The organism is Serratia sp. YWN4 (assembly GCF_055790845.1).
This window is the reverse complement of sequence record NZ_CM147696.1, coordinates 1,963,703-1,984,423: the sequence shown is the minus strand read 5'-3', so window position 1 is coordinate 1,984,423 and position 20,721 is coordinate 1,963,703. Positions and strand designations below refer to the sequence as shown.

The window sequence follows — 20,721 nt, the reverse complement described above, 5'->3', positions numbered from 1 at the left end:
CCAAGGTTCAAGAGTTTCAAGGCAGGAAACTGGCCCTGTGGGGCCAATTCTTATCAAACCCGCTGCTGCTGTAAGCGCTCGCTGCGGTAAAAACTCAGCACGCACCAACCGAGAGCGATCAGCGCCAACGGCGCGCCGACAAAACCGATATTCGACATCCCCAAATGCAGGCTGACCTGGTTACCCAGCAGCGCACCTGCGCCGATACCAAAGTTATACAGGCCAGAGTAGATCGACATGGCAACATCGGTGGCATCCGGAGCCAGGCGCAATACGTTGGCCTGCATCGAGAGGCCAATCGCCATAATCGCCATGCCCCACACCACGCACAGCAGCGTCAAAGCCGTTTCGCTCCCCGAAGCGGGCAACAGCAGCAACAGGCTGACGGCCAACAGCCCAATCGCGCCAATAAAGAAACCCGAGGGAAAACGTTCACTGTAGCGGCTAAACAGCAGGCTGCCGAGAATACCGGCCGCCCCGAACAGCAGCAACATCATCGTGGTAAAGTTTGCCGTCAGCGCCGCCACGTTCTGAATAAAGGGTTCAATATAGCTGTAAGCGGTGAAATGTGCCGTCACCACAATAATGGTCAGCATAAACAGGCTGACTAACGCCGGGCGTTTAAACAACACCGGTACGCTGGAGAGCGAACCGGAATGCTCGCTTTTCAGCACCGGCAGCAGACGCCACAACATCACCAGCGCCAGAGTGGCGCAAATGGCAATACCGATAAAGGTCATGCGCCAACCGAGCAGTTGCCCAACCACCCGGCCTAACGGCAGCCCGAGCACCATCGCCAACGCAGTGCCTCCTGCCAGCATGCTCAACGCCTGTGCTTTTTTGCCCGCAGGCGCAACGCGGATCGCCAACGACGCGGTGATCGACCAGAACACCGAGTGCGCCAGCGCCACACCGGCGCGGGAAATTACCAGCGTAGTGAAGTTCCACGCCACTGCGGTAAGCACATGGCTGGCAATAAACAGGACAAATACTCCGATCAGCAGCTTGCGCCGTTCAATCTTACTGGTCAGCAGCATGCAAATCAGCGATGCGGTGGCAACGATCCAGGCATAAATGGTGATAATCAGGCCAACCTGTTCGGTTTGCATCTCAAAGCTCTGGGCAATGTCACTCAATAATCCGACCGGGATAAATTCGGTAGTATTAAAGATAAATGCTGAAACGGCGAGAACAACCACGCGCATCCAGGCGGTTGAGCGGGAAGGACTGATTTCTTCCATTAAGGTATTCCATAGCAGGGGCAGGCAATAGCGCTATGTTAGCCAACCAGCAATAAAAATGCGATATAGATCACATTTTATTTCGCTGTTTTTTTCAACAGTATCGCCGCTGGCGACGGCAGGGATAAAAACAAAAACGCTCCCAAATGAGAGCGTTTCTACTGCAAGAACACGTATGCCAAGAAATCTTGAATACGGTCTACCCCTAAAGAGAGGCTTTACGAACCAACAACGCGCTGAACCAGTGCTTTGGTCAGGTCGGTTCGGATCTGATTGCAGGTTTTTGAAATGCGGAATTTATAAGCGGCATCCATGATTTGATGGATATCAGTGCTTACGTTGTCACGAACCCGCATATACAGTTTGGCTTCCGACAGAATATGGTTCAATTCGATGCTGCGTGTCTGATACATCGCTTGATTAACCTGCTGCAACGCATTCAGCTCTTTCATGCATGAACCGACCAATGTCTCTGTGCTTTCAGAAATTACAGGCTGTACCACCGGTTGAGTCACAGCGGCCGGGCGCGGCGTTGCCACCGGGGCAGCAGTGTTGGCTTTTGGGCGTTGATTCATATTCTGGCACCCTGCCAACAACACACACACTGCGGCTACCGCGATTGTTTTTTTCATTACTGGGAAACTCCGGGAAACAAAGGAACGGTGTGGTTTACCGCCATAAAAATGACTTTGCGTAGCATAGAGTAATAGGCACAACCCTGACAAGGCCCGCAAAGGTCACAATAGCCTTATCATCACAGAACACCTTCCAGAATAGCATAGAATAATCTTAAAAATAATCCATGCGGAACATAAAGAATAATAACATCGAATTGATAAATATCATTACCTTAAAAGATTCGTAGGCTATTTTTTCTATGTTTGATCAAGAAAAGTGCTGAAAAACAAGCCAGGATGCTCAATCTGCCAGCAAACACACTTTTTTCTCACTTTAGTGCTTTGACAAACCCATAGCTCGCCGTTATGATGCGCCCCGTTCACACGATTCCTCTGTAGTTCAGTCGGTAGAACGGCGGACTGTTAATCCGTATGTCACTGGTTCGAGTCCAGTCAGAGGAGCCAAATTTAACGCCACGGATTTCTTACCAGTCCGTGGCGTTTTTCATTTCAGCACCGTGAAAAACGTTTGCCGTGAGGCAGCATCTCCGTTTGACACCATGATTCACCTTTTGGGCGAGTGTTTTTTGGGCTAATTAATCAGGCAGTTTGTTATAAGGGTTATCGATTAAATAAACCCATTTACCCTGCGCATTTTTACGAAATACCTCGCTGGCAAACCACTCTTCGTGCACCTTTCCATTAATATCGACTAACTGCCAGCGGCCGCTGCGTAAAATAATATCGCCATTCTGCACGGTGGTTGATGAATCAGGAACGCTCCGGACACGCCTATTTTTGTCCGCCAGTATTTCGCGGAATCCTTCTTTGATCTCGGCTCGTCCTTTAGCAAGGGAACCGTCTTGCTTGACCAGAATGCCTTTTTCATCAAAAAACTGCGCAATACTTTCTACATCCCGCGCTGCCATGGCTTGGCCAAAAGCAGTACGAGTAGTATCCAGATCGTCTGTGGCATGGGCACTCCCCATGACTGTAAACAAGAGCATAACAATGACTTTTTTGTAGCCGACTGTAAGCATGGTGCATACCTCGTGGTGGGGTGAAGAACCTGACTCTGATGAGAAACCGCAGGGTAACATGCTGTTCATATTATAAAAATAACGATTAGCGGTTAGAAAATCTTCACGCACAGCCACCTTTTCCCTGTCTCTTGGCATCACTTGCTCGACAGGTTGAGAATTAGTTAGCAAGAAAAGTAAAATTTTACTTAGCACGCTATGTTATACCTGCCCCCCATTTCAGCAACACCGAAAACCTATGGAAATGCGCAGAAAACGGTCTTTCTGAGCAAAGGGGTACTTGCGCAGCGGCGCAAGTGATTATGGTAAGTATGGTCAGGTAAAAATGATAAGAAAATTGCACTCTTTAACCCAGGCTATCGGCTTGGCGCTGGTCGTTGGCAGTGTTTCCTTCGCCGCCCAAGCTGAAATCACGCTGCTAAAACAAGATCCACAGGCAGGTAATCCACTGAGCCGCCTCAATTTTACCGTTGGTGGCAGTATCCGCCCGCAGGTCAATATCATGACCGGCGATGGCGATAACGGTTCTTACAAACGTAATGGCTTTGATGGCGGCACCCGCTTCCGCTTTGCCGCTGATTACTACCTTTTTGACGATATCAGTTGGATCAGTTATTACGAGCTTGGCGTGAATATTCCCGCGTTGTTCAATTGGGACAACCACCATGCCGAGGATGCCAACAATACCACCCGCCGCATGCTGTACACCGGCCTGAAAAGCAAAACCTGGGGCCAATTGACCTTCGGCCAACAGAACAGCGTGTATTACGACGTGGTGGGCATCAAAACCGATCTCTGGGATTACGACATGCTGGCCCAGGCGCCAGGCAATGGGATCAACGGTGATTACGACGGTTCCTACCGTTCGCGCAAAATGCTGAAGTACAAAAACACCTTCGATAATGCGGACGTCTATGTGTCATACCTGTTCAACGACGACGAATACCTGCCGGGCAAAAGCCTACGCTACAAGCGTAAAGGCGGCGGCTCTCTGGGTGTGGATTATCACCTGACGCAGAATCTGACCTGGGGTACGGCGTGGAACTACACCAATGCTGAAATGCGCAGCCCTGCGGACGGCAGCAGCACCACTTACGATCAGAATATCATCGGGACGGCACTGAGCTGGAAACCGGATAACTGGACCCTGAGTTTTGGCGGCGGTTGGTACAACAACTTCCTCACCACTAAAAAGCAATCAGAAACCAACTACTTTGCGGGTGATGCCTGGGGGATTGAGTATCTGGCAGGTTATAGCGTGCCGATTGGCCAGTATGCCGTGAAGTCGGTGATGCCTTACTTTATGGGGGATCGCCTGGAGTACGTCAACGATCGCGATTATCAGCGCATCGACAATGGACTCGGGGTTGCGATGCAGCTGGATTACGGCTTCCGCGTTGACGTAGAACACGTACTCACCTCCAGCACCGATAATCTCGGTGACATGACGGTAGTGCGTATGCGTTACGATTTCTAACCACGGCCTGACTCCAAATTACAGATAACAGCGCCCGATAGGCATCTACCGGGCGTTTTATGCGAACTGGTTTTCAAACCATTATCTTGCCGGAAAGTTTGCCGCCTGTTGGTGCGTCCAACTCAGCATCTGGGCCGCCAGCCTATCGCTGGCCAAACCGAATGCTTGCACCACCTTGTCCATCGATCTGCCGCTTACTGGCTGCCGAACTTCAAAGCTGCGGCTGGCGATCACCCGGCGATCGGCAGTGCGTACCAAACGCGCGTCAAAACGAATCACCACTTCACCGCTATCACCGCTGTACACGCCCTGGAATGACAACAGCTCACCGTTCAGTTCAATATCGGCCTGCACGTTGTCTTCATCACTGCTCACCGAAAGGAAGCGGCCATCGGTACGGAACTCCTGAATCAAGCGATTACGCAGCAATAGCGGTGTCGGATCGCTCCAGCGCGAACCGGAGAAAGAAGTGATCTCGGCCCCCTGAGGCTGAACGGCAATGCGTGAGCTATTCAGGAACTGGTTGGAGGTCGGCTGGACGATACGCAACGATTGTCCAGACACCTGCCCGCTACCAGAACCGGTAGCAGGCTGAGCAGGCAACAAATAAACCTGCAACACCGGGCTTTCCGGCAAAATAGTGCAGGCCGCCAGCGGCATAAACAGTATCAGGGCTAACAGCCGTAAGACGTTGCGGCGGTAGCGGGCATAGATAACGCTGAAGTCAGTCATTGTGGTCTAAACTCCTTGGTACGTTCACGGCCTCTGAGCAAGGCTGACGGGTTTTCTTCCAGGCGATTCATGGCGCTGCGCAAGGCCACCAGCGTTCTGCGCAATTCATCAACCGCCGGGCCGAGATCGTTGAACCCTTGCATCCCATTACTCAGCGAGCTTTGGTTTTCACTGATTAGCTTATTCAGCAGAGCGCTGGTCTGCTCCAGCGATGCCATGGTTTTGGCCGCGTTACTGACCAGCAGCTTGCCCTGCCCATCGAGCAGGCCATTAGCATTGCGCACCAAACGATTGGTTTGCACCAGCGTGTCATTGCCCTGTTTGGTGAGCAGCGCCAGCTGTTGTATTACCGTACGAATATCTTCACGTTCCCCGGCCACGGTGCCGGTGATCTTCTCCAGATTATCCAACGTGTTAACCAAACGTTGCTGGTTATCCGGCGTCAGTACCTGGTTGAGGCGCACCAACACTTCATTGATATTGGTGACCACATCTTCACCGTTAGTAAGCAATTGGCTCAGCGGTGACGGGGTGGCAATAATCACCGGAACTTCACCATCTTGGCCTTCCAGCAGCGGGCTGGCCTCAGTGCCGCTGCTGAGTTGGATATTGGAAGTCCCGGTGATGCCTGCAACGGCCAGCCGGGCCTGAGTATCCTGGCGGATTGGTGCCGAAGCCGCCACCCGGATACGTGCCCAGACTTTGCTCGGCACATCTTTGTCCAACCGCAGTTGAACCACTTCCCCCACGCGGATCCCGCTGTAATTCACCGTGCTGCCCTGTGAAAGGCCACTGACGGCTTCGTTGAACACAATATCGTACAGTTTGAACTGACGATCGCTACCGGCCTTGGTCAACCACAGGCTGAACAACAGCACGGCGCTGAAAATAATGAGAGTAAACAGACCAATGAGTACATGGTGAGCACGGGTTTCCATTTCTTATTGCCTCTCTCGAATGTTCGTTACGGCCTGTTGCGCAGCCCGCCCACGCGGGCCATGGAAGTACTCTTGGATCCAGGCATCATCGGTGGCGGCCACAACGTCCAGCGAATCCACCACCAGCACCTTTTTCTGCGAAAGCACGGCAACCCGGTCACAGATAGTATAGAGAGTGTCCAGATCGTGGGTGACCAGGAACACCGTCAGCCCCAGCGCATCACGCAGCGTACGGATCAGGCTGTCAAAAGCCGCCGCACCGATCGGATCCAGCCCGGCAGTAGGTTCGTCCAAAAACAGAATTTCCGGATCCAGCGCCAAGGCTCTGGCCAGTGCGGCACGTTTCACCATGCCCCCGGAAAGTGATGCCGGGTATTTATTGCCCGCGGTGGCTGGCAAACCCGCTAGCGCCAGTTTTACCTGGGCCAGTTGTTCCGCATCGCTGCGTTGTAATCCGGCGTATTCAATCAGCGGCAATGCCACGTTTTCGGTGACGGTCAGCGAACTGAACAGTGCACCGCGCTGAAACAAGACGCCAAATCGCCTTTCCAGCGTGGAGCGGTGTAAGCCAGAAAGCGCCATCAGATCTTCGCCAAAAACATGGATCTGCCCCGCCGTTGGCCGACGTAGTCCAACGATACTGCGCAGCAGCACGGATTTACCGGTGCCAGAGCCGCCGACCACGCCCAGGATTTCACCACGCCGGACATCAAGATCAAGATCCTCGTGAACACACTGCTTGCCAAAACAGTTACGCAATTTACGAATGCGAATAATGGCTTCAGGGGCTGCTTGGTTCACCATCCCATCTCCATGAAAAACAGTGCGGCAACGGCATCAAGCAGGATCACCACAAAGATTGAATGTACGACACTGGAAGTGGTGTGCGCCCCTACCGAAGCCGCGCTGCCAGTGACTTTAAACCCTTCTAGGCAGCCGATAATAGCGATCAGAAAGGCAAAGACCGGCGCTTTACTCATCCCCACCAGGAAATGCTGCAATCCCCCACTGCCCTGCATGATGGTCAAAAACATGGTGGGCGAGATATCCAGCGTTAACACACACACCACCGCACCACCGAAGATCCCGCTGATCATGCCGACAAAGGTCAGCATCGGCAGCGCAATCAGCAGTGCCAGTACGCGCGGCAGCACCAGCATTTCTACCGGATTCAGCCCCAGCGCCTGGATCGCGTCGATTTCCTCATTGGCTTTCATCAGGCCAATCTGGGCGGTAAACGCACTGGCGGTTCGGCCCGCCATTAATATTGCGGTGAGTAATACGGCAAATTCACGCAGGAAGGAAAACACCACCAGATGGACGGTAAAAATACCGGCACCGAAGGTAGCCAACACCGTTGAGCCCAGGAAAGCGATAACCGCACCAACCAGGAAGGTCAGCAGCATAATGATGGGCACCGCGTTGAGGCCGATTTGTTGAATATTGGCCACCAGTGAGGTGAGCCGCCAACGTGAAGGACGCAGCAGACTACCAAACAGGGCTTGCAGGGTCAGGCCAATGAATCCCAGCAGATCGATAAAGTTTTGCCAGAAACTGACCATGGACTGGCCGATATTAGCCAACAGTTCGACCAGTAAACTCGGTGGATTTTCTGCCTCCGGTAGCTCAAACCCTTGCAGAGAACGGCCAACGGTTTCCAGCAGAACGCGGCGTTCAGCAGGTAGCGAAGGCGCGGTCTGGCTGAGATTGAGTATCCGTTCGATGCCAAGAAGATCGACTAGCAGTTTGGCCCCGGCGGTATCCAGAACGCCCAGTTGGCTGAGATCAAACGCCGCATTATCGGGCAACCGAGTCTGCAATTGTCTGACGCCAGGCTCCAGCAGGCGGTAGTGTGCGAGCACCCAATCACCACGTGCCAACACGCGGGGTGGATGAACAGTGTCGTCCAGATTGAGCAATGCGCTAAGCTGTTGTTCTGTCATAAAAAGAACCTGTTACCCTTTACCGGGCTACGTCATCGCAACATAGCTAAAATTAGTGGCTCATCTATGAGTAAAGTACCATTTTTATTATTCATGAAAATTATGAATATCAGACTGATTTACACTTCATTGTTTAAAAACAGCGGCAACATGGATTAAGCCACCGCACTGCGTCAAAACAATCACCTGAAGGTTTGCTGCAAGACGATACTCTAAGCGTAGCGGGTCCAGGCTGATTTGCTATGTCAGCTTAGAAAATCAATGCGTAACACGATAATTCAGAATGGGTTTTGTAGCAGAAATGCAGGCAGCGCAAGAGGATTCAGCAGGAACATGCAGGGCTGGAAAGTGCCAGCCCTGCCGGTAGAAAATTTACTTCACGTCGCCCATGGCTTTCAGCTTTTTGGACAAATCACGGCGTTCTTTAGACAGGTCAGCATTCTTGATGATGTAGTCGTCAACGCGATCTTCATAATCGCTGCGCATGTTGGCAATAATGCCCTGAATATCTTCAATGCTCATACCTGGTTTGATGTACTCACTCAGGTTGTCGAGCAGCAGCACACGCTTCTGGTTGTCACGAACTTTCTTTTCGTTGTCGGTAATTTCACGCTGTAGCTTGTTTTTACGGCGGAACATACGCACAAACTCCAGTACGTCCTGAAAACTCGGCTTATTTGCATTATCCATCTTCATACCCTTGCTTTAGTAATACACAGATTCATTTGCTGACGGCCACAATCTCTTTAAGATACAGGTTTGTGCCCGTCAGGCACAACTCTCATTGGCCTATCTTACCCACTTTAGCGCCCCAGCCAAAACCCGAAGCGCCGCCTTCATGATCTGACACCCTATTCCCGCACGCTTGACGTACATACCTTGAGCAAATCACTCAATTCCTCAAGCTGTTGCACCAGTTCCATACTCAGCCACATATAACCGCAGATCGAGGCATCACAAGGCTGCTCAGCGCTGGCTTCCTGCATCAGGGCTTTGAGTTCGCAGGCGGTCTCACTCAGATCCCCTGACTCCGTCCGCGCTTTACCATAGCGCATCATATCCGCCAGCGATTCGATCGAGCGCAGCGTCAGCAATTGCGCACTGCGCAGGGTTTTGGCATTCAGCAGAATAAAGCGGGCTTCTCGCGAGGCCCAGTAAGCCCCGACCAGCAACTCCAGCGTACACACCAGATTGCGGGTCAGGGTTTGCACCGCTTCGAATACCTGTGCGGGAATCGGAGTTTCTTCGCTGGCAGGCAAAAGCAGCCCGCGTAGCTTGACCACCTCGGCCAGCAGCAGCTTCATCCGCGTTTCCAGGCGTGGGCGCTCCAGCATATTCGGCGACAGATAAGCGCCGTAGATCTGGCCAACAGACTGCAAACAATCGGCCATCTGCATACGCCAGAACATGTAAGCATGTTGCGGATAGATACTGGTAAACAGCAGCGCCAGTATCGAGCCTAAAATCACATCACCACCACGCCACAGAGCAAGCGGCATATTTTCCGCCCCGGCACCGCACATCGCCGCCAGCGTAATACCGATCAACAACGCCATAAAAGGCCGTTTACCCAGCGTCAGATAACCACAGAAGAACATCACGATGCCGCACCAGATCAACATCAGCGGCAGCGAATGAAATTCAAGATAAAGCGCAATCAGGCCAGAAACTGCCCCTATAAGCATGCCGGAGACACGTTGCAGCGCACGTTGCAATACATTGCCCCAGAAAGAAATCGGCCCCATCACCACGACCAGCGTGATCAGCGGCCAGACGCCTTCCGGCACCCTGAGCAAGCGCAACAAAAGGAAAGTAATGATAAACGCCAGCCCGATCCGCACACCATGAACAATGCGGTAATTGCGATAGAGCAGGCGTTCAAAAGAAGAAATTTCTCGGTCTAAACGCACGTTGTTATCACCGACGATGCCATAAAATTTTATTCTAGTGGAGGAAGAACGCTTACGTATAACGTTGAATGTACAAAGATGTTTCCCACCTTGCGAGAAGCTCTATGGGCATTTAGCTCAACGCTAAATACAAACGCCCTGTTTTGTCGCCTAAGGATTTACCTTTTTGCTAAAGGATGCGATCATCGACCAATGGAAACTAAAGAAATTAGGCGCAATAATCTGCGCGATCTGATGGCGCATTACGCCCGCCAAGGCACCAACCAGAATGAATTTGCCATGCTGGTGGACTCTTCTGCGCCAACGCTGAGCCAGATCACCGGTGAGAAATCCTCCCGCAATCTGGGCGATAACCTCGCCCGGCGTATTGAAGCCAAGCTGAACTTGCCGAAAGGCTGGTTTGATGTGTTTCATGAGAAAGCCTTGGAACATCCCTTTGCCGACGTTGCGGCGGAATCCGATTTCCAACCCGCGCGACTCAGGCCCGTCGTCTGGGAAGACACCGATCAGGACCAAGAAGAATTTGTGGAGATCCCATTGCTGGATATCGATTTTTCTGCCGGTGACGGTTGCTATGAAATCGTTGATTGTGAAGAGTTTTCGCTGATATTCCGCCGTTACTACCTGCATAAAATGGGTATACCGATCAATGCGGCGCGTATTATCCGCATTTCCGGCTCCAGTATGGAACCGCGCCTGCAAGATGGCGATGTGGTGGGCATCAATACCGCCGATATCCGTATCCGCGAAGGGAAAACCTACGCCATTCGCCATGGCAATCTGTTGCGGGTCAAAGTCCTGATCGAACAACCCGACGGCGGCGTTGTTATCCGCTCACTGAATCGGGAAGAATATCAGGATGAGCATCTCAGCTATCCACAGCGCAAAGACCAACTGGTAGTGCTGGGCCGCGTCTTCTGGTCATCCTCATCCTGGTAGCAAACGGGGCATCGCTGCGGATGCCCTGTCTGTTATTTAAAATCCACCACCATTTGTTGCGGTATCGACAGCCCACGAGTCGACCGCACGCAGCAGGCAATGTAATCGGTAAAGCGCGGCGGCTTCGGCATGCCCAGCTTGAGGATTTTTTCATTGCTGAACCGCACGTTGAGCATGGCGAATGAGCCATACAGGCGCATCGCTTTCAGCATCAGGCGCTCATTGCACGGCCCGAAGATATCCTTCAGCTGTCTGCGCATTTGCAGCAGAGCCTCGTAACTGACCTGCGCATAGTGATCGCCAACCGGTGGTTTCTCCAGCGCTGCCGCGATGGCGTGATCGATATCCGCAAAGCTGACGCTGCTCTCTTCCCCGGCAGAGATATGATAAACGTCGTTATCCAGCGTATCGCGGTTCAGCAACATCACCAGCGCGTCGGCACAATAGTCCACCGGGATCACGTCGATATTGTCCTGCAACGAGCACATGAACTTACGCAGCATCAGCGCCATGCTGAATACCCAGAAAATGCTGCTGGAAGGCTGACAACCCAGGCGTGTATGGCCAACCACGATCGAAGGCCGCGCAATCACCAGTGGCAACTGTGGGCAAGTCTGCCGCATCAGTTGCTCAATCGTCGATTTGGAGCGGGTGTACTCCACCAGATGCTCGGCGGTTTCCTCAAATTCAGCGCTTTCTGCCACCAACGAACCGGGTTCAGGAGCGCAGGACATCGCCGTGCCTACGTGCAGAAAACGTTTTAATCCTTTAACCTGCGCCATTCTTTGCGCAAAAGCCAAAGTTCCTTCAACGTTAACTTTCCAAATAAGCGGATTATTACCGAATGAAGCCACGGCGGCACAGTTAACCACGTGAGTGACATTGTTAATACGTGTGTCTGATAAAAAATGATCGGGCTCGCTTAAATCACCCAGCAAAATATTTTCTGCTGTGAGTTTATCCAAAATATTTTTATCAATATTAAACTTTTCCATATTACTGCAAATACGGTTCAAACCCTGTTGTTTATCCTCGGCACGCACCAGAAAAAGATAGTTAATATCTTGATTTTCACTCAGTAATTTCTCGAGCACCGCGCCACCGAGAAACCCCGTAGCACCGGTTAACAAAAGCATTTTCATACTGGATACCCATATTGGCATTGAATGTGCTGGATTGTATGCCTGAATATGTAAACGAAAATTAAATAGGAATTAAGTGGGCGGGAAATTAATTTTCTTAATGTTATCTTAAGGAATATTTTGAAACATCCACGTGACGTTTAGTCACATCTGCTGTTCATATTAATAATAGTTGTTTATATAACATTGATGCTAAGTCTGATTTAATTCCCTGATATAGTCTATTGAGCCAGAATCGTTCTGCGTTGCAAGCGTCCTCCCTAAATGGGGTAGCGACAAACTCGCCCTGCGATCCTATGATGCTTTATCGTTCAAGGAGAAAGATATGGTGCGAAAACTGGATAACTTGCCCGAGCAAGAACGCGAAAAGATCCACACCGATCTGTTAGCCCTAAGCGTTATTTATAATGAACGCTACGGGCATGCTTCGGGGTTAGAAAGTGCCGAGGAAAGCGTGCCCGTTCATCTGCTCAACTACTTTCACCAACGCCTGATCTACTATCGCAATGCGTAATCACCCGCATTTCTTCGTTTAAACTAAACCACTGCTTGGCATCGTTCATGGCACCGTTACAATAGGGGCATATTACCTACGCCAATAAAGAGATGCGATTTTGAGCAGCAAGGCACCGCCTACATTTTATATCCACGATTACGAAACCTTCGGCAAAAGCCCATCAATGGATCGCCCAGCGCAGTTCGCTGGCGTGCGTACCGATATGGATTTCAATATCATCGAAGAGCCGCTGGTTATCTATTGTGCCCCGGCCGATGACTACCTGCCCGATCCGGAAGCGGTGATGATCACCGGTATCACGCCGCAACAGGCTCTGGCCAAAGGGGTGAATGAGGCCGAATTTGCCCGGCAGATCCACCAAGCGTTCAGCGTGCCTGGCACCTGTATTCTCGGCTACAACAATATTCGTTTTGATGATGAAGTCAGCCGCAACATCTTCTATCGCAGCTTTTATGATCCCTACGCTTACAGTTGGCAAAACGGCAATTCGCGCTGGGATCTGCTCGATGTGATGCGTGCCTGCTATGCATTGCGTCCTGAAGGTATCCACTGGCCGGAAAATGAAGAGGGTTTCCCCAGCTTCCGCTTAGAACACCTGACGCGCGCCAACGGCATAGAACACGAGAATGCCCACGATGCGATGGCCGACGTTTACGCTACCATTGCCATGGCCAAGCTGGTCAAGCAGGCGCAACCCCGGCTGTTTGACTATCTGTTACAGCACCGCAATAAGCACAAGCTGAATGCGCTGATCGACATCGCCGAAATGACCCCGTTAGTGCACGTTTCCGGCATGTTTGGTGCCACACGCGGCAATACCAGTTGGGTTTCGCCGCTGGCCTGGCACCCAGAGAATAAAAACGCGATCATCATGTGCGATTTAGCCGGTGACATCACGCCACTGCTGGAACTGAGTGCCGACGAACTGCGTGAGCGTCTCTATACCCGGCGCGATCGGCTGGGCGCCTATCAGGCACCGGTGCCGATTAAACTGGTGCATATCAACAAATGCCCGGTGCTGGCACCGGCCAAAACGCTGCTGCCGGAAAATGCTGAACGATTGGGTATCGATCGCCAAGCCTGCCTGCAAAACTTGCAGGTGCTGCGCCAACACCCGGAAATCAGGGAAAAGGTGGTGGTTCTGTTTGCCGAGGCTGAACCCTTTACTCCGATCGACGATGTGGATGCCAAACTGTATGACGGCTTTTTCAGCGATGCCGACAGGGCTGCCATGAAAATTATCCAGCAAACCAAACCGCAGAATCTGCCCGCGCTGGATTTAACCTTTAATGATGGCCGGGTGAAAGAACTGCTGTTCCGCTACCGGGCGCGCAATTATCCAAACACGCTGGATGATGCCGAGCAGCGTCGCTGGTTGCAGCATCGCCAAACCATGCTCAACGCCGAGCGGGTGCAAAACTATCTGTTGCAGTTAGAAGCCTTGTATAACCTGCATGAGGGGGATCAAGAGAAGACCGCGCTATTGAAAGCGTTGTTTGATTACGGTAAGCAGTTGGTGGGCTAACAGAAACAACAAAGGGCGCAGATTGCGCCCTTTGTCATGTGGTTAACAGACAGTTTCAGTTAAGCCACGTCTTCACTCGCCTGCGGCACCGGCAAACGGAAACTGCGGGTGACAAACGCCAGATAGATCAGGCCAATCGCAGCCCAAATCAGGCCCAGCGTCATTGAGCTGGACTCCAGGTTAATCCACAGCGCGCCCACGGTCAGAGCGCCCAACACCGGCAGGACCAGGTAATTGAACTTCTCTTTCAGGGTGCGGTTCAACTTATCGCGGATGTAGAACTGCGAAATCACCGACAGGTTTACGAAGGTAAACGCCACCAGCGCACCGAAGTTGATCAACGCCGTCGCGGTTACCAGATCGAACGACACCGCAGACAGCGCAATCACACCCACCAGCAGCACGTTCAACGCCGGAGTACGCCATTTCGGGTGCACATAGCCGAAGAAACGCTCAGGGAATACGCCGTCACGCCCCATCACGTACATCAGGCGTGATACGCCCGCATGAGAAGCCATACCGGAAGCCAGTACGGTCACGCAGGAGAATACCAGGATCACCGACTGGAAGAACTTGCCAGCCACATACAGCATGATTTCAGGCTGTGAGGCATCCGGCTCCTTGAAGCGTGAAATGTCTGGGAAGTACAGCTGTACAAAGTAAGACACCACGATAAAGATAATGCCGCCGATCAGCGCCGTCAGGAAGATGGCTTTCGGGATCACATTCTCTGCATCTTTGGTTTCTTCCGACAACGAACTGATGCCGTCAAAGCCAAGAAACGAGAAGCACAGGATGGTCGCACCGGTAATCATCGGCACCACATGGGCATTATCAGACCAGAACGGACGGCTGCTGACCAGCGTCCCCGCCCCTTCGCCGTTGGAAATCCCATGGATGACCAGGCCAAGGAACACGATCATGATCGCCACCTGCACCACCACGATAATGGAGTTCAGGTTGGCGACCAACTTGATGCCGCGCAGGTTGAAAGCCGTCATCAGCGCAACCAGCACCGCGACGAAGATCCATGAAGGCACGCCGGGGAAGATCGCTTCCAGGTAAATTTTTGCCAGCAGGATATTGATCATCGGCATGAAGAGGTAGTCCAGCAACGATGACCAGCCCACCATAAAGCCAACGTGTGGGCTGATGGCTTTCTGAGCATAGGTATAGGCAGAACCCGCAGACGGGAACTTGCGTACCAGTTTGCCGTAGCTCAGCGCGGTAAACAGGATCGCCAGCAGAGCAAAGGCATAGGCGGTAGCGACGTGACCATCGGTCAGGCCAGAGACGATGCCAAAGGTATCAAAGATAGTCATCGGCTGGAGATACGCCAAGCCCATCATGACAACCGGAACCAAAGTGAGAGTTTTGCGCAGCTGAGCGCGCTGGCCGGCTGGTGCGGCGCTGATGATGTTATCGGACATCGCGCAGCCCCCCCTTACCTTCTGCCTTGCGGATAAGAGACACGCCAAGACTTAAGGTTGCGGGGAAACTTCGCAACGTGCGACTGAATTCTAAAAGGGGGATGAGGGAAGCTGGATAACCAGTCGATACTGCCTTGACGGCTCCATAATCGCTGCGGCCGCAGCGGAAACCGGCGGGCACCGGTGCTAAAGTGAAAAATTGCCCCATCTTTCTTAATCCTCATGAGTCACGACCATAGAGTTTTGGTTGATCGCGACGAACCTATTTATCTATCCGGCTCGATGTCCGGCCTCGCTTGGTGTGTGAAATTCACAGTTTGTAGAACGTAAATGCAAAAAAATAACCGACGCGTTAAAACGTCGGCTATCTTCATGGGGATATTTTGCCCTAGAAAACTACCGGAAGACAAGCTCCAGAAACCTTCTTACACAAATTCTTTTGCCGATCGAACGGAAAACCCTCTTATCGGCGAATGTTGCCTACCCATTCAGGCATTTTTCAACATCCAGTCGATCTCGGTTTCCGTCACCAACCGTTCAAACTGCATCAGTTCATCCATCTTGCAGGCGTGATAAACGTGCGAGAAACGTTCCCCAAGATGCCGGGTCAGTTCATGCTGATGTTCAAATTCATACAACGCATCGCTCTGGCGGATCGGGAATGGCACCCCTTCCTGCTCAAGGCCGTTGCCGGTTACCGGCTCAGGCAGCGGTAATTCGGTATCCAACCCATAGAGTATGCCCGCCAGGATCGCCGCTACCACCAGATAAGGGTTGGCATCAGCCCCGGCCACCCGATACTCCACGCGATGGTTATCCACATCGCTACAGGGAATACGCAGCGCCACGGTACGGTTATTGTGCCCCCAGGAAGCCTGGACCGGCACATACATGCCCGGTTGAAAACGGCGAAACGCATTGATGTTAGGGGCCAACAGCGCCATGGAGGCGGGCATCAGGGTGATCATCCCGGCCAAGGCGCGTTTCAGCAGCGCCGAGTCGGCACCGTCCGGCTCAGCGAACAGATTTTTGCCCGCGCTGTCCACCATGCTGATATGCACGTGCATCCCGCTGCCCGCATAATCCTCATACGGCTTGGCCATAAAGGTGGCATGCATATGATGGTTTTCTGCCACCTGCCGCACCAGGCGTTTTAACGCCAGCGCATGGTCGCAGGCCTGCAACACATTGTCGGTATGGTTCAGGTTCACTTCGAACTGGCCTGGCGACGCCTCCGCCACCGCGCCATCGGCCGGTAAGCCCTGCATCTGTGCCAGTGCGTCGATGTCGTTCAACACCCCGGCAAAGTGGTTGAGATTATCCAGCGAATAGACCTGGCTCTGTACGTTGCGCTCCTGCGTTCCGGGCGCACACGGCGGTTGCAGATAGCCTTCAGAATCCCGCTGTCGATCGATGAGATAAAACTCCAGCTCTACCGCTACCACCGGGAATAATCCACGCTGGCGCAACGTCTGCCATATTCGATTCAGGACATTGCGGGGTTCAACGTCAAAGGGAGTACCATCTTCATCCAGCATGGTCAGCAATACCTGGCCGATATGCTCGGGATCTGCCGCTGATGGCGTTAACGTTCCCGGCACCGGGATACAGACCCGGTCAGGTTCGCCCAGTTCCTGGCCCAAACCGGCCTCTTCCACCACGTTGCCAAGAATATCCATGGCAAATACGGATGCGGGGAAATAGCAGCCTTTTTCTATTTTTTTCAGCCCGGAGATGGGAATACGTTTGCCGCGGAAGGAACCATTCAAATCATTGAGAAGGATATCGATATACTGTGTGGCAGGATGGCGTTCCAAATAGTGAGCAACCTCACTTTGGAACGCGCTACTTCGCCTGTCTTCACTATGCTGTGCAAAATTTTCAACTGCTGCGCTATTGGTTTGCATACATCACCCGCCGTTGTGCTTTTGGGAATGCTCGCGCATTCGCTTGCCGATCGATTCAACACATGGTCTGAATTCTCTAGTAGAGTGCGCCGGGCTGGCGCTCGAAATAACACCCATTAAATGAAACATAGCCTTAACAGAATTGCTTTGCAAATGTTACAATCGCGTTTGATTATTCGTCACGGGCTGCTAAATTGATAAAATATTGACCGAAAAGGCGTTGTTTGGCATTTTTGTGTACATTATTTCTTCCGCCAGAGCCACGGTGAATATGGGCAATATATTTTCCAATAGCTGCCCAACTACCGATATCATATTGTGTCGATATCACTCCGACAGACACCCGGCTCCGGGTATTACCTCAGCCTGTCGCCCCTATCAGAAGGAACTACCGCTATGAGCGAAGTCAGCTTGGCACCAGGCAAGCGCCTGTCGCAGATCCGTCAACACTTGGGTTTGTCGCAGCGCAGGGTCGCCGAACTGTCCGGATTAACCCACAGTGCCATCAGCACCATTGAGCAGGACAAAGTCAGCCCTGCCATCAGTACGTTGCAGAAGCTGCTAAAGGTCTATGGATTATCACTGTCTGAATTTTTTGCCGAACCCGAACGGCAGGATGAACCCAAAGTGGTCATCGAACCGGAAGATCTGATTGAGATCGGCAGCCAGGGCGTATCCATGAAGCTGGTGCATAACGGCAACCCGACGCGCAACCTGGCCATGATGCTGGAAACCTATCAACCCGGCACCACCACCGGCGAGAAGATCAAGCATCAGGGGGAAGAGATCGGCACCCTGCTGGAAGGCGAAATCATGCTGACGGTCAACGGCCAGAGCTACCCACTGACGGCGGGCCAGAGCTATGCCATCAACACTGGAATGCCCCACAGTTTCAGCAATACGTCGACGCGCGTCTGCCGCATCATCAGCGCGCACACCCCCACCACCTTCTGACACGCCAAGACCGAGGGGCAATAGCGCACAGCCTGTTGCCCTCACTACATCGGTTTCTGACCATCCCTGGAGCCATTGAGGTTCTGACCACGGTTGCAACATATTAGCGCCAGTATTTTATCTTTCGCCTTTCTCTGCCATATCACGACACTGCGAAATTACACATGCGAATGATAAGGATTATCATTTGCATTTACATCCTTGTTAATTTCCTTACAATAGCCCGAGGCTTCACCCACAGAGCGGAAAACCGTCGCGGTAGAAGCTGCATCTCATTTAAATCAATCAATTAACAACCTAGGGCCAGGAACCTTTATCTCATGGGAAAGCCAAGCTATAACCGACTGACTGCATTAATCCTCGCTTCACTCGCCAGCAGCACGGCACTGGCGGAATCACAGGACACCATGGTGGTCACCGCCTCCGGTTTCCAGCAAAGAATTCAAGACTCAGCGGCCTCTATTTCAGTCATCTCCCGCCAGCAGCTTGAAACCAGGGCTTATCGTGATGTGACCGATGCATTGAAAGATGTCCCCGGCGTTGTCGTCACCGGTGGAGCCAGCAGCAGCGATATCAGCATTCGCGGCATGTCCTCCAAGTACACGCTGATTTTGGTTGATGGCAAACGTGTTGATACCCGAGGCACTCGGCCTAACAGCGACGGTGCCGGTATTGAACAAGGTTGGTTGCCACCGCTACAGGCGATTGAGCGCATCGAAGTGGTGCGCGGGCCCATGTCTTCTCTTTACGGCTCAGATGCCATGGGCGGCGTCATCAACATCATTACGCGTAAAACCTCCACCACTCAGGCATGGAAGGGTTCTCTGCATGGCGATGCCACCTTTCAGGAAGATCGCCATTCCGGTGATATCTTCCAGACCAACGCCTTTGCCTCTGGCCCACTGATCGACGGCCTGTTGGGGCTACGGGTTAACGGGTTGCTTTCGCGCCGTGCCGAAGACCAGATTATCAACGGCTACAACGAACAGCGGATGCGCAGTGGCACGGCGGTGTTCAGCCTGACCCCGGATGAAAAAAACGGCGTTGACGTTGAGATTGGCCGCTCATTGCAGGATCGCGACAGCACACCGGGCGTATCAATGGCGGCAGAGAACTGCCGCAACGGCAAATGCACGCCGAACAGTGCCAGCAACAGCCGCTACGAGCGCACCCACTATTCGATCACCCACAACGGCTATTACGATTTCGGTAACACCAACAGCTATATTCAACGCGAAGAGACCAACAACCCTGGCCGCAAAATGAAGCTGAACAACACCATCTTCAATACGCAGACGCAATTTGATCTCGGCGATCACCTGCTTAATCTGGGTGGGCAATACCGTTATGAAGATCTGCATGATGAAGGCAACCAGCTTGCCGCCGCCGACGGCCTGAACAACCTGACGCGCTGGAGTTGGGCACTGTTTGCCGAAGATGAGTGGTCAATAACTAACGATTTTGCCCTGACCAGCGGTGTCCGTATGGATCAGGATCAGAACTATGGCAACCACTGGACGCCGCGCCTGTACGGCGTGTGGCATCTGGCGGAGCAATGGACGCTGAAAGGCGGTGTTTCTGCCGGTTACCGCTCACCCGATCTGCGCCAGTCTTCCGCCAACTGGGGGCAGATCACCGGGGGTGGCCGAACTTCAATCATCATTGGCAACCCCGATCTGAAGCCGGAAAAGAGCCTGAGCCAGGAGATCGGCCTGCTGTGGGACGATCAACAGGGAATGAATGCCGGTGTCACCCTGTTTAATACCGACTTCAAAGACAAAATCACCGAGGTTCGCCGTTGCGATAGCGGCAATGGCTCACCGGAATGCTTCATCGGTAACACCGCTTATTACTTTATCAGCGATCGCATCAACGTGGATGAAGCCAATATGCGCGGTGTTGAAGCCACTCTGGGTTGGGAAATCAGCAAAGACTGGGACCTGACGGCCAACTACACCTTTACCCAATCGGAACAGAAAAGCGGATCGCAGCAAGGTAAACCCCTGAATCAGATGCCGAAGCATATGTTCAATACCACGCTGGACTGGAAAGCCACGCAGGACGTCAGCCTGTGGTCACGTCTCAACTTCCGTAGCAGAACCTCTGAATACCTGAGCCGCACGTCGATGGCTACAGGAACACCGTCTTATACCTTCGTGGATACCGGCTTGAGCTATCAGGCCAACAAACATCTGACGGTGACCGGCGGGGTATACAATATTTTCGACAAAACCGTCGATTACGATCATTACAACACCGTGCTGGATGGCCGCCGTTATACCGTTGGCATGACCTATAACTTCTGATAGCGGGAAAACGCGGCAGCAAACTGCCGCGTCGAAAACTGTGTGTGCCCTAATGTTTGACCCACTACAGTGCTTATATTGTTAACTATGAGGACTATCACTT

The 20,721-nt window shown here is 52.5% G+C and carries 19 protein-coding genes and 1 tRNA gene; 7 read left to right on the top strand and 13 right to left on the bottom strand.

The features are described 5' to 3' along the window. Positions 1 to 53: 53 nt before the first annotated feature. Positions 54 to 1,241, bottom strand: a complete 1,188-nt coding sequence (locus tag ACX9GT_RS09290) for a sugar transporter (protein WP_473190808.1) — start codon at positions 1,239 to 1,241, stop codon at positions 54 to 56. A 218-nt stretch (positions 1,242 to 1,459) separates the two neighbouring features. After that, positions 1,460 to 1,873, bottom strand: a complete 414-nt coding sequence (locus tag ACX9GT_RS09285) for a hypothetical protein (protein WP_473190807.1) — start codon at positions 1,871 to 1,873, stop codon at positions 1,460 to 1,462. Between the two features lie 374 nt (positions 1,874 to 2,247). Here ACX9GT_RS09285 and ACX9GT_RS09280 point away from each other — a divergent pair. Then, a tRNA-Asn gene (locus ACX9GT_RS09280) sits at positions 2,248 to 2,323 on the top strand. A gap of 131 nt (positions 2,324 to 2,454) precedes the next feature. Here ACX9GT_RS09280 and ACX9GT_RS09275 read toward each other — a convergent pair. Further along, positions 2,455 to 3,093: a YybH family protein gene (locus ACX9GT_RS09275; protein ID WP_473190806.1), complete on the bottom strand. Its 639-nt coding sequence runs from the start codon at positions 3,091 to 3,093 to the stop codon at positions 2,455 to 2,457. Between the two features lie 130 nt (positions 3,094 to 3,223). On the opposite strand from ACX9GT_RS09275, the gene ACX9GT_RS09270 reads away from it, so the two are divergent. Next, the gene (locus ACX9GT_RS09270; RefSeq protein ID WP_473190805.1) at positions 3,224 to 4,375 is read left to right on the top strand and encodes a porin; all 1,152 of its coding nucleotides are present in this window, start codon (positions 3,224 to 3,226) and stop codon (positions 4,373 to 4,375) included. 81 nt (positions 4,376 to 4,456) lie between these two features. Here the strand turns inward: ACX9GT_RS09270 and ACX9GT_RS09265 are convergent, their stop codons facing one another. The 6 genes from ACX9GT_RS09265 to ACX9GT_RS09240 form a co-directional block, all read right to left on the bottom strand. Further along, positions 4,457 to 5,107 carry an ABC-type transport auxiliary lipoprotein family protein gene (locus ACX9GT_RS09265; protein ID WP_473190804.1) on the bottom strand — a complete coding sequence of 217 codons (651 nt, stop codon included), beginning with the start codon at positions 5,105 to 5,107 and terminating at the stop codon, positions 4,457 to 4,459. Next, the gene (locus ACX9GT_RS09260; RefSeq protein WP_473190803.1) at positions 5,104 to 6,045 is read right to left on the bottom strand and encodes an MlaD family protein; all 942 of its coding nucleotides are present in this window, start codon (positions 6,043 to 6,045) and stop codon (positions 5,104 to 5,106) included. Before ACX9GT_RS09260 ends, ACX9GT_RS09265 begins: the two co-directional genes overlap by 4 nt. Before the next feature lie 3 nt (positions 6,046 to 6,048). Then, positions 6,049 to 6,849: an ABC transporter ATP-binding protein gene (locus ACX9GT_RS09255; RefSeq protein ID WP_459399099.1), complete on the bottom strand. Its 801-nt coding sequence runs from the start codon at positions 6,847 to 6,849 to the stop codon at positions 6,049 to 6,051. Beyond that, the gene (locus ACX9GT_RS09250) at positions 6,843 to 7,988 is read right to left on the bottom strand and encodes an MlaE family ABC transporter permease (protein ID WP_473190802.1); all 1,146 of its coding nucleotides are present in this window, start codon (positions 7,986 to 7,988) and stop codon (positions 6,843 to 6,845) included. The genes ACX9GT_RS09255 and ACX9GT_RS09250 overlap by 7 nt, the downstream gene beginning before the upstream one ends. 372 nt (positions 7,989 to 8,360) lie before the next feature. Next, complete coding sequence (gene tmaR, locus ACX9GT_RS09245) at positions 8,361 to 8,678, bottom strand: PTS system regulator TmaR (RefSeq protein ID WP_473190801.1); 318 nt, start codon at positions 8,676 to 8,678, stop codon at positions 8,361 to 8,363. A 161-nt stretch (positions 8,679 to 8,839) separates the two neighbouring features. Beyond that, complete coding sequence (locus ACX9GT_RS09240; protein ID WP_473190800.1) at positions 8,840 to 9,898, bottom strand: FUSC family protein; 1,059 nt, start codon at positions 9,896 to 9,898, stop codon at positions 8,840 to 8,842. A gap of 192 nt (positions 9,899 to 10,090) precedes the next feature. On the opposite strand from ACX9GT_RS09240, the gene ACX9GT_RS09235 reads away from it, so the two are divergent. Beyond that, complete coding sequence (locus ACX9GT_RS09235) at positions 10,091 to 10,837, top strand: S24 family peptidase (RefSeq protein WP_473190799.1); 747 nt, start codon at positions 10,091 to 10,093, stop codon at positions 10,835 to 10,837. Between the two features lie 32 nt (positions 10,838 to 10,869). On the opposite strand, the gene ACX9GT_RS09230 is transcribed toward ACX9GT_RS09235, so the two are convergent. Beyond that, on the bottom strand, positions 10,870 to 11,979 hold the full coding sequence (locus ACX9GT_RS09230; protein ID WP_473190798.1) for an SDR family oxidoreductase: 1,110 nt from the start codon (positions 11,977 to 11,979) through the stop codon (positions 10,870 to 10,872). Between the two features lie 325 nt (positions 11,980 to 12,304). Between ACX9GT_RS09230 and ACX9GT_RS09225 the strand changes: the two genes are divergently transcribed. Continuing rightward, positions 12,305 to 12,493, top strand: a complete 189-nt coding sequence (locus ACX9GT_RS09225; protein WP_473190797.1) for a DNA polymerase III subunit theta — start codon at positions 12,305 to 12,307, stop codon at positions 12,491 to 12,493. A 100-nt stretch (positions 12,494 to 12,593) separates the two neighbouring features. Continuing rightward, entirely contained in the window at positions 12,594 to 14,021 is a 1,428-nt protein-coding gene (sbcB, locus tag ACX9GT_RS09220; protein WP_473190796.1) for an exodeoxyribonuclease I, read from the top strand. A 59-nt stretch (positions 14,022 to 14,080) separates the two neighbouring features. Here sbcB and ACX9GT_RS09215 read toward each other — a convergent pair whose 3' ends face one another. The 3 genes from ACX9GT_RS09215 to ACX9GT_RS09205 all read right to left on the bottom strand — a co-directional run bounded on the left by ACX9GT_RS09215 (position 14,081) and on the right by ACX9GT_RS09205 (position 17,701). Continuing rightward, positions 14,081 to 15,451 (bottom strand): APC family permease, encoded by a 1,371-nt coding sequence (locus ACX9GT_RS09215; protein ID WP_473190795.1) that lies wholly within the window; start codon positions 15,449 to 15,451, stop codon positions 14,081 to 14,083. A 488-nt stretch (positions 15,452 to 15,939) separates the two neighbouring features. Next, positions 15,940 to 17,358, bottom strand: a complete 1,419-nt coding sequence (locus tag ACX9GT_RS09210) for a glutamine synthetase family protein (RefSeq protein ID WP_473190794.1) — start codon at positions 17,356 to 17,358, stop codon at positions 15,940 to 15,942. 172 nt (positions 17,359 to 17,530) lie between these two features. After that, complete coding sequence (locus ACX9GT_RS09205; protein ID WP_473190793.1) at positions 17,531 to 17,701, bottom strand: hypothetical protein; 171 nt, start codon at positions 17,699 to 17,701, stop codon at positions 17,531 to 17,533. A 53-nt stretch (positions 17,702 to 17,754) separates the two neighbouring features. Here ACX9GT_RS09205 and puuR point away from each other — a divergent pair, with 53 nt between their 5' ends. Next, on the top strand, positions 17,755 to 18,312 hold the full coding sequence (puuR, locus tag ACX9GT_RS09200; protein ID WP_473190792.1) for an HTH-type transcriptional regulator PuuR: 558 nt from the start codon (positions 17,755 to 17,757) through the stop codon (positions 18,310 to 18,312). A gap of 320 nt (positions 18,313 to 18,632) precedes the next feature. Then, positions 18,633 to 20,618, top strand: coding sequence for a ligand-gated channel protein (locus ACX9GT_RS09195; RefSeq protein WP_473190791.1), 1,986 nt, complete (start codon positions 18,633 to 18,635; stop codon positions 20,616 to 20,618). The last annotated feature ends 103 nt before the right edge of the window (positions 20,619 to 20,721 follow it).